This window comes from Nocardia sp. NPDC056952, from assembly GCF_042674185.1.
Classification (GTDB): domain Bacteria; phylum Actinomycetota; class Actinomycetes; order Mycobacteriales; family Mycobacteriaceae; genus Nocardia.
In genome coordinates this window covers 493,959-505,247 of record NZ_JBHURA010000005.1, presented here as the reverse complement: position 1 = coordinate 505,247, position 11,289 = coordinate 493,959, and the positions used below count along the sequence as shown (strand labels likewise).

Here is an 11,289-nt window from a genome sequence, read left to right as displayed (position 1 = left end):
GCCCTGCGTGCCTCCGGGGCGCTCGCCACGGCGGCGCACAATGGTGCCTTTCGTCTGGTGGTGTCCCCGCCTCCCCGCGTATTCTGCCCTGATTCCGGCTCGCCGCCGGTCGTTGATGCGACGGGCGGCGAGCCTGTTATCGGGTAGCCCGATCCCGGCAAGTTACCCATGTTCTTGCGAAATCACGGATTGCGATTCGCGGGCGGGGCGGACTGCCCTGCTGTCAGACGAGCGCGGGTTGTGTTGTCGACGTCGACGACTCGTCGTCGCGGCCGGTTCGGGAGGGAATCAGGGCCGTGGCCACGAGGCCGAGCAGGACGAAGCCCGCGGCCAGATAGGCGCCGAGGTTGACGCCGGCGGTCATGGCGGATCGACCGGCGGTGGCTACTTCCTGCGTATCCGGCTGGGCGGCAAAGCCTTCGATCGCCGCGCCCGCGCTGCCGGTGATGGCGTGCGCGTATTGCTGGGCTTGCGCCGGAGGCGTACCGACCGCGGTGAGGTCGTCTTCGACATTCGAGCTCAGCGTGGTGAAGAAGATCGTCGTGAGCAGTGCGATGCCGAGGGCGGAACCCAGTTGGCGGAAGGCGCTCTGGATGCCGGACGCCTGGCCGTTGTCGGCTTCGGGAATGTCGGCGAGGACGACGTTGGTCACCTGAGCCGTAGCGAAACCGACACCGATGCCGTACACACACAGGACCAGCGCGATCGACCACCACGAGCTGTCGGTGGCGGCGAAGAAGCCCAGTGCGGCCAGGCCGACGACCTCCAGCCCCAGACCGAGGCGGACCATGTTCAGCGGCGAGGCCTTCCCTGCCATCCCGAAGCTGGCACCACTGGCGATGAAGCTGCCGATGGCGATCGGCACCAGGGCCAGACCGGACTGCAGGGCGCTGTAACCGAGGGTGAACTGCAGCCACAGCGGTAGCACAGCGACGATGCCGAACTCACCGAGGCCGATGATCAGCGTCGCGATATTGCCGTTGCGGAACGAGGCGAGCGAGAACAGGCTCAGGTCCATCAGCGCCTTGTCGGCATTGCCGCCGCGGCGCAACAGCACCTGCCGGATGACGAACCCGCCCAGCGCCAGCACACTCAGCACGAGCGCGACCAGCACCGGCGAAGGTCCGCTCGTCCAGGTGAAGCCGGCGATCCCCATCGGATGGACGGTGGTGATCCAGCCGTAGGTGCGGCCCTCGACCAACCCGAAGGCCAGCAGCCCGAGGCCGAGCACCGACAGGATCGAGCCGAGCACATCGAGCCGACCGGCGACCTTCGGCGACGGCGCGATGCACGCCAGCACACCGACCACGATCAGCACAGCCAGGGGCACATTGATGCCGAACGCCCAGCGCCACGACACATGCTCGGCCAGCCAGCCACCGAGCAACGGGCCGAGCGCGGCGGCCGCACCGATCGTGGAACCCCATACCGCGAAGGCCTGACCACGGGCTTTGCCGGTGAAGGTGGCGTTGAGCAGGGCGAGCGAGGTCGGCAGGATCATCGCCGCGCCCGCGCCCTGCAGGAATCGGGCGATGACGAGCAGTCCGCCGTCCGGTGCCAGCCCGGCCAGGATGCTGGTCGCGCCGAACACCACGACACCGGCGACGAACACCCGGCGTGCCCCCACCATGTCGGCGAGGCGGCCGACTACCAGCAGCAGGGCCGCGAAGACGATCGCGTAGGACTCCTGAATCCATTGCGCCTCGGTGGAACCCGTGTCCAGGTCTTCGATGATCGACGGGATGATCACGTTCACGATCGTGGTGTCGACCACGATCAGCGCCACGCCGAGGGCGATGGCGATCAAGCCGAGCCATCGGCGGATGGACGACTCTTGACTCATCGCACACTCCTATTTCCATGGTGGAATATTTCCATGGTCAAAGTAGATTGTGGGCAATAGGATGTCAAACGATGCGAAAGGAACCTATGAGCCAGTCGGACGCTCGCGCCCAGTACGAACGAATCCACGAGGGCATGCGGGCCTACGGCGCGAGTTACCGGGAACTCGCCCGCCGATTCGCGACCTGGCTCGGGTTGCACTCGACCGATGCCGAGGCCCTGATCGAGATCCTCACCGCAGAGGAACGCGGGACCACACTGTCACCGGCACGGCTCAGCGAACGGATCTCGTTGTCCAACAGCGCCACCACCGCGCTGCTGAACCGGCTGGAACAAGCCGGTCATATCGTGCGCAGCCGAGAACACGACGACCGTCGCGTGATCACACTGCGCAGCACACCCCGCATCCACACCCTCGCCAACGACTTCTTCGGCCCGCTCGGCACGAAGGTGGAGGACACGGTGATGGGGAAATACTCACCCGAGGAGCTGCGACGATTCGAGTCGTTCCTGGCCGACGTGCACGCCACCATGACCGCCCACCTGACTGAACCCGCACCATCGCGACCACTGATGTCGTGAGAACATCGGTAACTCACCGGGTACCGGCTCACCGAGTTGCCGCGCGACCGCCCGCCGCGTCATCGACGCACCGCGCCCCTAGGTCTGGCTCAAAGACGCGGAGAGGCGGATCAGAAGGGGCCGATGCCCTTCAAGGGATTGCCGCCGTGGAGGAACCAGAAGGTGAGGATGGCGGCGGCGACGGCCAGGACGACCACCACGAAGGAACCGTAGGAGGGGCGGGTGGCCCAGCCTCGGGTGCGGTCGAAGGACCAGCGGCCGGGGCCGGTGAGGATGATCGCCAGAGCGGAACCGGCCAGGACGGAGTCGAGTTCGACGCCGGTGGGGGTGCCCGCGTTGTACTGGAAGCCGGGAACCATGCCCTGCTTCCACATCCACGCGTTCAGGATCGTGGCCAGGACGGCGCCCGCGGCGAGCGGGGTGGCCAGGCCGATCACCAGCAGGATGCCGCCGCCGAGTTCACCGGCGATCACCAGCGCGGTCGACAGTGACGGGTAGTCCCAGCCGCCGCTTTCCATCATGGTCTTGGTGCCGTCGAGGCCGGGGCCGTGGAACCAGCCGGTCAGCTTCTGCAGACCGTGGTAGATGAAGGTGTAGCCGACCACCAGGCGCAGCACGAACAGGCCGAGGTCGAGGGTGCCGCGGCGAGCCTCGCGGTTGCGGCGCTGCAAGCGGACGGTGCCCGCCGAGGCCGCCGACGCGGGCGGGATCGTCGCGTACCCGTAATCTTCGTCGCCGCCGCCACGACCGGTTTGCGCGGTGCTCGCACCGGGAACCTCATCACCGGGGTCGAGACCGAGATCCTCGTCGGTACGGGGGATGTCCTTCGGATCCGGCTTACGCATCTGCGTCGTCGGCGAATCGAACGGGCTGGTCACCGGGCGACCCGCCGCCGACGCGCCCTGCCCGGCCGGTGCCGAACCTTCGGCCTTCGGAGTGTCATTCGACTTGTCGGTCACCGACTCACCTTATGACGTGCCGTCCCGGTGTGCCGCCCTTCCTCGCAACGGGCGTGTCAGCCCCGCTCGACTTCCGGTCGCGTCCGGGCAGCCGCATTCGGACGCGACGGGCGTGTCAGGCCCGCACCGGTGCCGGTAACGTCTGACCTATGAGTTCGGGAATCGCGGGCCGCGTGGCAGTCGGGGTGGCACTGAGCACCGTTTTGCTAGCCGGGTGCGCCCGTTTCGACGAGTCGGCGTCGAGTCCGTTCACCACCGAACCGCAACTGGGTGGGTCCGGCGCGGAACCGAAGAAGCCGCAGGAAGACCCCTCGCAGCCGCCGCGACCGACCGGACCGTGTATCGATCCCGATCCCAATGTCATCGCCACCTGCATGGAATCGGGGGCCGGGCTGATCGCGGTGGGCGAGGGCGCCTTCGTCGCGGAGCGAAAGACGGGGCGGATCCTGCAGGTGAAGCCGGTCGACGCGAGCACACCGCAGGAGACGCCGGTGGAGATCGCCAGCGTGCCCGTCGACGGATCGGCCGACGGCGGCATCTCCGATATCGTGCTCTCCCCCACCTTCGGTGAGGACGGGCTGATGTACGCCTACATCACCACCGGCAGCGACAATCGGGTCGTGCGGCTGTCCAAGGGCGGGGCGGCCAAGCCGATCCTCACCGGAATCCCCAAGGGCGCCGACGGAAATCGCGGCGCACTGGAATGGTCCACGCCGACGCAGCTGATGATCCTCACCGGTGACGCCGGAAACCCCGGCGCCGCAGCCGATCCCGGCTCGCTCGGCGGCAAGCTGCTTCGCCTGGACTCGCCGTCGGCGGGCGCGAACAACCCACAGGTGGTGGCGTCGGGCATCGGTTCGGCCGGCGACATCTGCCGCGACGGCAAGGAAGGCATGTGGGTCACCGACCGCACCGCCGCCGAGGACCGGCTCCAGCACCTGAGCCCCGACGGCACCCTCAGCGTCTCGTGGACCTGGCCCGACCGTCCCGGCGTCGGCGGCTGCACGGCCACCGGTGACGGCGTCGGCATCGCGCTCAGCGAGGGCAAGGCGCTGGCCGCCGTCGCCGCGGACCCCAATACGTTCGCCGTCACCACCGCCCCCACCCTGATCGCGCAGGACAAGTACGGCAGGTTCCTCGGCGCCACCGCCAGCGCCGACGGCAGCATCTGGGTCACCACCACCAACAAGACCGACGGCGAGCCGGGCGAATTCGACGACCGCGTCGTGCGCATCCCACCCCCGCAGGGTGGAGCCGGCGGCCCGGACTAGGAGAGGAAGCGGCCGCCCGTACTGCGAAAGCAGTGCGGGCGGCCGTTTCGCATCCTCAGCTACAGGCGGCGATGACCAGATCGCGGACGCGGGCGGCGTCGGCCTGGCCGCGCGTGGCCTTCATGACGTCGCCGACGATCTTGCCCGCGGCCTGCACCTTGCCGGAGCGGATCTTCTCGGCGATGTCGGGGTTGGCGGCGAGGGCCTTCTCGACCTCGGCCTGCAGGGCAGAATCGTCGCTGACCATGCCGAGGCCCTTGGCCTCGACGATGGCGGCGGGCTCGCCCTCACCGGCGAGGACGAAGTCGACGACCTGCTTGGCGACCTTGTTGTTGACGGTCTTGGTTTCCACCAGTGCGATCACCGCGGCGACCTGGGCGGGGGTGATGGGCAGGTCGGCGAGGGCGATGTCGCGTTCCTTGGCCTTCTCGGTCAGGTAGGCGACCCACCAGGAGCGCGCCTCGTTGGCGGGGGCGCCCGCGTCGACAGTGGCGATGATGAGGTCGAGGGCGCCCGCGTTGACGAGGTCGCGCATGACCTCGTCGGACAGGCCCCAGTCGGCCTGGATCCGGGCACGCACCAGCCACGGGTATTCGGGGATGGTGGCGCGCAGCTCCTCGACCCATTCGGCGGCCGGGGCGACAGGCTCGAGATCGGGCTCGGGGAAGTAGCGGTAGTCCTCGGCGGTTTCCTTGCGGCGACCGGCGGCGGTGGAGCCGTCGGCCTCCTGGAAGTGGCGGGTCTCCTGGACGATCTCGCCGCCGGCGGTGAGCACCGCGGCCTGACGACGCATCTCGTAGCGCACCGCGACCTCGACGCTCTTGAGCGAGTTCACGTTCTTGGTCTCGGTGCGGGTGCCGAATTCCTTGGCGCCGATCGGCATCAGGGACACGTTGGCGTCGCAGCGCAGCGAACCCTGCTCCATCTTCACGTCGGAGACGTGCAGCGAGCGCAGCACCTCGCGCAGCGCGGTGACATACGCGCGAGCCACCTCGGGGGCACGCTCACCGGCACCGGTGATGGTCTTGGTGACGATCTCGATCAGCGGCACGCCCGCGCGGTTGAAGTCGAGCAGCGAGTGGCTCGCACCGTGGATGCGTCCGGTCGCACCGCCGACGTGCAGGGACTTGCCGGTGTCTTCCTCCATGTGCGCGCGCTCGATCTCCACCCGGAAGATGGACCCGTCGTCGAGTGTCACGTCGAGGTAGCCCTCGGTGGCGATCGGTTCGTCGTACTGGCTGATCTGGTAGTTCTTCGGCTGATCGGGGTAGAAGTAGTTCTTGCGCGCGAACCGGCCCCACGGGGTGATCGAACAGTTCAGCGCGAGACCGATCCGGATGGCCGATTCGATGGCCTTCTCGTTCACCACGGGCAGCGAGCCGGGCAGGCCGAGGCACACCGGGCACACCTGGGTATTGGGTTCGGCGCCGAACTCGGTGGGGCAACCGCAGAACATCTTGGTCGCCGTGGACAACTCGACGTGGACCTCCATGCCGAGCACCGGCTCGTACCGGGAGATGACATCGGCGTAATCCATCAACTCGACCGTGGGTGCACTCATGACGCCCAGTCTAGGTAAGCCCGCTGACGCACTCGGCCGGTGGTCCTAGCGGGGCGGGACGCGCTGGGTGAGCCAGCCGGTGACGTAGGTGAGCACCGCCGGGTCGATGGTCGTCTCGATGGTCGCGTACTCGCTCGGCTTGCCGGTCGCGGTGGGCTGCATCAGGTGGTTGAGGCCGGGAAAGGTGTACACGGCCGCGTCGGGAGCGGCGGCGAGATTCTCGCGCATCGGGCCCTCGTTCTGGGTGGCGATGACCTGCTGGTCCTTGTCGCCGAAGAACGCCAGCACCGGCACACGCAGCGCCTGCAGCGTCGGTTTCGGGTCGTGGGTGATGAACGAGGTCATGTACGGGGTGTTGAACCCGTCGACCACCTCCTGGGGCGCGCGTTCGGCCACGGGCAGGGAGTCGTTGTGCCGCTGGGTGAAAGCCCGCGCGCCCTCGATATCGCCCGCGCGCAACAGCCTCGACCATTCACTGACGTAGGCGACCTGCTGGTCGATCTGGTCCTGCGGTGCGCCCGTCGCGGCCATGATCACTTTGTTCTGCTCGATCAGTACGTCGGCGCCGGGCACCGACGGGCCTGCCATCAGGACCGCGAACGCGACATCGCTGCCGGGCAGCGCGGCGACCATCGGGGCGAGGTAGCCGCCTTCGCTGTGCCCGAACAGACCCACCCGGGCGGGATCGATCTCGGGTCGGGCACGCAGGAACGCGAGGCCCGCGGCCGCGTCGGCGGCGAGGTCGGGATAGGTGGCGTCGTCGAGAGTGCCGCTGGTGCCGCCGACACCACGGTCGTCGGTGCGCAGCACGGCATAGCCTGCGCGAGTGAAGGTGTCGGCGAGCAGCTGGAACGGGCGGTGGCCCATCAGCTCTTCGTTGCGATCCTGCGGGCCACTGCCCGTGATCAGCAGCATCGCCGGAAACGGGCCACTACCTTCGGGTTCGGTGAGCGTGCCGGCGATGGTGATGTCGCCGTTGCGATAGGTGACATCCTCACTGCGGTACGGGTACGGCGGCTTCGGGTCCTGCGGGCGGGGCAGGTTCTCGATCTTGCCGCGCTGCAGCGTGACCGGAGCCTTCTCCCCGGACTGCACCCAGTCACCGGTGAGCCGGTCGCCGTCGAGCTTGCCGCGAAAACCGGGGTCACCCGGCGCGTCGGGGATGGTGAACTCCACCCGGTCCGGTTCGGTGCGAACGTCTTTCAACGGCGCGTCGCTCACACCCTGAGCCGGGATGTCGATGGTGGCCGATCCGTCCTCGGCGAAACTCACCCCGATCGCGATCGGCTGCCCCGGCACCTCGATGTCACCGTGCCAGCTGCCCCGCACAGTGGGGGCCGCCGCGTCGTCCGAGGACTGCGAACACCCCGCCACCAGAGCGGTGACGACGAACAGAACCGAAACGATCACTCGACCGGTGCGCATGAACCCACGGTACCGACGCGCACCGACCATGGTGGAGGAACCCGCGCCGGTATCAGCCGAAGAACGCCGACGCCTCGCTGAGCCGTTCCGGCGGAACGCGTTTGAGCTGCTTGGTCGCCTCCGACAGCGGAACCAGCCCGATATTGGTGCCGTGCAGCGCCACCATCTGACCGAAATGTCCCGCATGCACCGCCTCGGCCGCGTGTACCCCGAACCGCGTCGCGAGAATGCGGTCGTAGGGCGTGGGGCTGCCACCGCGCTGAATATGGCCGAGCACCGTGGTGCGCACCTCTTTGCCGATGCGGCGTTCGATCTCCGACCCCAGCTGCTGGGCGACGCCGGTGAACCGCTCGTGGCCGAACTCGTCGATCCCGCCCTCGCGCAACGCGAATCCGGATTCCGGCGCGGGATGCGCGCCCTCGGCGACGACGCAGATGAAGCTCTTGTCACCGCGCTGGAAGCGGGCCTTGATCATCGCGCACACCTGGGACACGTCGAACGGTTCCTCGGGCACCAGGGTCAAGTGGGCGCCCGCGGCGATCCCGGAGTTCAGCGCGATCCAGCCGGCGTGGCGGCCCATCACCTCGACCAGCATCACCCGCTGATGGGATTCGGCGGTGGTGTGCAGACGGTCGATGGCCTCGGTGGCGATCGACAGCGCGGTGTCGTGGCCGAAGGTGACGTCGGTGCAGTCGATGTCGTTGTCGATGGTCTTGGGCACGCCGACCACCGGCACGCCCTCGTCGGCGAGCCAGCTCGCGGCGGTGAGGGTACCTTCGCCGCCGATGGGGATCAGCGCTTCGATGCCGTTGTCGTCGAGGGTCTGCTGGATCCTGGGCAGGCCGGCGCGCAGCACCTCGGGATTGGTGCGTGCGGTGCCGAGCATCGTGCCGCCCTTGGTGAGCAGGCGGTCGGTGCGATCGTCATTGTGAATGCGGATCTTTCGATCCTCGAGTAGGCCGCGCCACCCGTCCTCGAAGCCGACGATGGCATCGCCGTAGCGTCCGTTCGCGGTGCGGACCACAGCCCGGATCACCGCGTTCAGACCTGGACAATCTCCGCCTCCGGTCAAGACTCCGATGCGCATGGCGTTCATCTTGCCGCACCGGCCCCGATCAGGGGCAGTGACCTCCGGCCAGCTCGCTCAGGTGCCCCGAGATGAGCGTCGCCATCTTGTCGAGCATGGCCATACCGTCGTTGAAGCTGCCCGAATCCGGTTGTGCGGCGAAGGCGATCGCGATCCGCCCGGTGGGCGAGTCGATCAGACCGAATTGGCGGACCAGGTACTTACCCGCCGGGTCGGGCCCCCACCCGCCCTTGAACTCGGCACTGCCGAACGCGCCGAGACCCCAGTGGTGGCTGGCGATGATCTGCTGCATCAGTCCGACCACGCGCTCGCTCTGCGGGATGCACGGCAGCTGCGAGGCGAAGCGCACCTGGTCGGCCAGCGTCCATTCGGCCTGACCGTAGACCGACGCGTCGGCGCGGGTGCGCGTGGTCGGCACGGTGGTGCGGGTGTCGCCGCCTTCGCGCAGCACGCCCTCCACCGCCTTGGCCGCGTCGGCACCGCTGCCGAGCGAGGCCCACAGGGTGTCGGCGGCGCCGTTGTCCGACGCGGTGATCGCCGCGGAGGCATACGACGAGTAGGAAGCGCTGTTACGCAGGGCCGCGATGGCGAGCGGCACCTTGATCGTCGACCAGGCCGGCCCGGAGGACCAGTTGCCGAAGGTGACCATCTTCTTGCCGCCCACCGGCATGATCGCCAGCCCCGCGCTACCGCGGAAACCCTGCTGGAGCTCGCTGAAATCGGCGGCGAGGCTGCCGGGTACCGCGATCGAGATCGTGCCGTTGTCGGCGCCGGGATCGGCGACGGGAACCGTGGTGGTCACGCTCAGCCGGGCGGCCTTCGGCTCGGCACCGCACCCCGCGGTCGCGAGCACGACCACGCCCAGCAACGCGGACAGCACCACCCGGACGTGATGGCGTCGTTCATTATTCGTTATGTGAAGCATTTTCGTTTGTAAACTCCCCCGGGGCGTTCGGTGCTGGCGACCCGTACCGTTACCGTACTGCGACATATGCCGATCGCCCACTTCGAGCACCGAACCCTCAGGTCAGACGGTGTTCGCCCGTATAGATATTCATCGTTTCGGCACGCAGGAAGCCGACGAGTGTGAGGTCGGACTCGGCGGCCAGGTCGACAGCGAGCACGCTCGGCGCCGACACCGCGGCCAGGATCGGGATCCCGGCCATCACCGCCTTCTGCGCCAGCTCGAACGACGCGCGACTGCTCACCACCAGCACCAGATCGTGCGCGGGCACCCGGTTCTCGCGCACCGCCCAGCCGATCACCTTGTCGACGGCGTTGTGCCTGCCGATGTCCTCGCGCAGGGCCAGCAGCGTGCCGTCGGCGGTGAACAGGCCCGCCGCGTGCAAGCCCCCGGTGGCTTCGAACAACTTCTGCCCGGCGCGTAGCTGTTTCGGCAGGTCGGTCAGGGTGTCGGTGCTGATCGACACCGAGTCGTGCGGGATCGGGAAGCGGGTGTGGGTGCGTACTTCGTCCAGCGCGGTCTTACCGCAGAGGCCGCAGGCGCCGGTGGTGAGGAAGTTGCGGGTGTGGATCGGCGCCGGATTACGCAGGCGCAGATCGAGGACGTTGTAGGTGTTGCGGCCGTCGCTGTCGGTGCCTGCGCAGTAGCGCGCGGTGACGATGTCGTCGGCCGATCCGATGATGTCCTCGCCGAACAGGAACCCGTGGACCAGGTCGATGTCGTTGCCGGGGGTGCGCATGGTGACGGTGAGCGATCGGCCGTCGACCCGGATCTCGAGCGGCTCCTCGACGGCGAGAGTGTCGGGTCGCTGAATCCGCCCGGCCGGGGACAGGCGGGTCGTCTTGCGCCGTGCGGTCACTCTGCTCATCCCATGACTCTGCTCACTGTGCGGGTTCTGATCAAACACGGGTTGCCGATCAGGTGATCGGCGCGATGGATCAACACTCAACCGGTGGCGAGTCCGGCGACGAGATTGATCGTCGTCGCCAGGATGACCGTCCCGAAAATGTACGACAACAGGCAGTGCCGAAGAGCGATGGCGCGAATCTTCTCGTTGGAGACATTGGTGTCGGAGACCTGGTAGGTCATGCCGAGGTTATAGCTGAAATAGAAGAAGTCGCGGTAGTCCGGCTGCACGGTGATGTTGAAGTCGATCCCGCCGCGTGGCTGCTGGTAGTAGATGTAGGCGTAGCGCGCCGCGTACATCAGGTGCACCGAGGCCCACGCCATGAACACTCCGCCCAGCGCGACCGCTGCCGCGATGTTCGACGCGGTGGAATGGCGCAGGACCAGGACCACCACGATGCCGACCAGTCCGCTCAGCGCGGCGGCCACCACCGACAGCTCCTCGATGAACGGCTGGAAGTCTTCCCGCCGCGCGACCCGCTCGGTTTCCCCGGGGCTCATCGGCCACAACACGAACCACCCGGCGATGACGAATACTGTTGCCGCGGAAGCGATTCCCGACAGAATTCCCAGCGGCGCCTCGTGCCCCAGCCCGACGGCCAGTCCGACGATCACGCCGATGACCGCCGAGCCGACCAGGCGCGTGACAGCCGACAGCAGCAACCGGGTGCTCATGGTCGTGCACAGTACCC

10 protein-coding genes are annotated in these 11,289 nt (G+C 68.0%); 2 read left to right on the top strand and 8 right to left on the bottom strand.

The features are described from left to right. Positions 1-223: 223 nt before the first annotated feature. Entirely contained in the window at positions 224-1,843 is a 1,620-nt protein-coding gene (locus ACFTS5_RS21065) for a DHA2 family efflux MFS transporter permease subunit (protein WP_378633420.1), read from the bottom strand. Between the two features lie 86 nt (positions 1,844-1,929). On the opposite strand from ACFTS5_RS21065, the gene ACFTS5_RS21060 reads away from it, so the two are divergent. After that, complete coding sequence (locus ACFTS5_RS21060; protein WP_378633417.1) at positions 1,930-2,424, top strand: MarR family winged helix-turn-helix transcriptional regulator; 495 nt, start codon at positions 1,930-1,932, stop codon at positions 2,422-2,424. A gap of 110 nt (positions 2,425-2,534) precedes the next feature. On the opposite strand, the gene ACFTS5_RS21055 is transcribed toward ACFTS5_RS21060, so the two are convergent. After that, complete coding sequence (locus ACFTS5_RS21055) at positions 2,535-3,383, bottom strand: DoxX family protein (protein ID WP_378633414.1); 849 nt, start codon at positions 3,381-3,383, stop codon at positions 2,535-2,537. Positions 3,384-3,532: 149 nt separating this feature from the next. Between ACFTS5_RS21055 and ACFTS5_RS21050 the strand changes: the two genes are divergently transcribed. Then, positions 3,533-4,654 carry a PQQ-dependent sugar dehydrogenase gene (locus ACFTS5_RS21050; protein ID WP_378633412.1) on the top strand — a complete coding sequence of 374 codons (1,122 nt, stop codon included), beginning with the start codon at positions 3,533-3,535 and terminating at the stop codon, positions 4,652-4,654. A gap of 55 nt (positions 4,655-4,709) precedes the next feature. Here the strand turns inward: ACFTS5_RS21050 and gatB are convergent, their stop codons facing one another. The 6 genes from gatB to ACFTS5_RS21020 all read right to left on the bottom strand — a co-directional run bounded on the left by gatB (position 4,710) and on the right by ACFTS5_RS21020 (position 11,272). After that, on the bottom strand, positions 4,710-6,215 hold the full coding sequence (gatB, locus tag ACFTS5_RS21045; RefSeq protein WP_378633409.1) for an Asp-tRNA(Asn)/Glu-tRNA(Gln) amidotransferase subunit GatB: 1,506 nt from the start codon (positions 6,213-6,215) through the stop codon (positions 4,710-4,712). Between the two features lie 45 nt (positions 6,216-6,260). Next, the gene (locus tag ACFTS5_RS21040; RefSeq protein ID WP_378633404.1) at positions 6,261-7,640 is read right to left on the bottom strand and encodes an alpha/beta hydrolase family protein; all 1,380 of its coding nucleotides are present in this window, start codon (positions 7,638-7,640) and stop codon (positions 6,261-6,263) included. A gap of 52 nt (positions 7,641-7,692) precedes the next feature. Beyond that, on the bottom strand, positions 7,693-8,727 hold the full coding sequence (locus tag ACFTS5_RS21035) for an ATP-dependent 6-phosphofructokinase (protein WP_378633402.1): 1,035 nt from the start codon (positions 8,725-8,727) through the stop codon (positions 7,693-7,695). A 28-nt stretch (positions 8,728-8,755) separates the two neighbouring features. Beyond that, the gene (locus ACFTS5_RS21030; protein WP_378633399.1) at positions 8,756-9,652 is read right to left on the bottom strand and encodes a hypothetical protein; all 897 of its coding nucleotides are present in this window, start codon (positions 9,650-9,652) and stop codon (positions 8,756-8,758) included. A gap of 97 nt (positions 9,653-9,749) precedes the next feature. After that, complete coding sequence (fdhD, locus tag ACFTS5_RS21025; protein ID WP_378633397.1) at positions 9,750-10,559, bottom strand: formate dehydrogenase accessory sulfurtransferase FdhD; 810 nt, start codon at positions 10,557-10,559, stop codon at positions 9,750-9,752. A 77-nt stretch (positions 10,560-10,636) separates the two neighbouring features. Further along, positions 10,637-11,272, bottom strand: coding sequence for a DUF1345 domain-containing protein (locus ACFTS5_RS21020; RefSeq protein WP_378633394.1), 636 nt, complete (start codon positions 11,270-11,272; stop codon positions 10,637-10,639). Between the last annotated feature and the right edge of the window lie 17 nt (positions 11,273-11,289).

Bases quoted from the DNA above. Each gene is read 5' to 3' on its own strand.
- ACFTS5_RS21065 (WP_378633420.1), bottom strand. From the start codon at position 1,843: ATGAGTCAAGAGTCGTCCATCCGCCGATGGCTCGGCTTGATCGCCATC.
- ACFTS5_RS21040 (WP_378633404.1), bottom strand. From the start codon at position 7,640: ATGCGCACCGGTCGAGTGATCGTTTCGGTTCTGTTCGTCGTCACCGCT.
- gatB (WP_378633409.1), bottom strand. From the start codon at position 6,215: ATGAGTGCACCCACGGTCGAGTTGATGGATTACGCCGATGTCATCTCC.
- fdhD (WP_378633397.1), bottom strand. From the start codon at position 10,559: ATGAGCAGAGTGACCGCACGGCGCAAGACGACCCGCCTGTCCCCGGCC.
- ACFTS5_RS21035 (WP_378633402.1), bottom strand. From the start codon at position 8,727: ATGCGCATCGGAGTCTTGACCGGAGGCGGAGATTGTCCAGGTCTGAAC.
- ACFTS5_RS21060 (WP_378633417.1), top strand. From the start codon at position 1,930: ATGAGCCAGTCGGACGCTCGCGCCCAGTACGAACGAATCCACGAGGGC.
- ACFTS5_RS21050 (WP_378633412.1), top strand. From the start codon at position 3,533: ATGAGTTCGGGAATCGCGGGCCGCGTGGCAGTCGGGGTGGCACTGAGC.
- ACFTS5_RS21020 (WP_378633394.1), bottom strand. From the start codon at position 11,272: ATGAGCACCCGGTTGCTGCTGTCGGCTGTCACGCGCCTGGTCGGCTCG.
- ACFTS5_RS21030 (WP_378633399.1), bottom strand. From the start codon at position 9,652: ATGCTTCACATAACGAATAATGAACGACGCCATCACGTCCGGGTGGTG.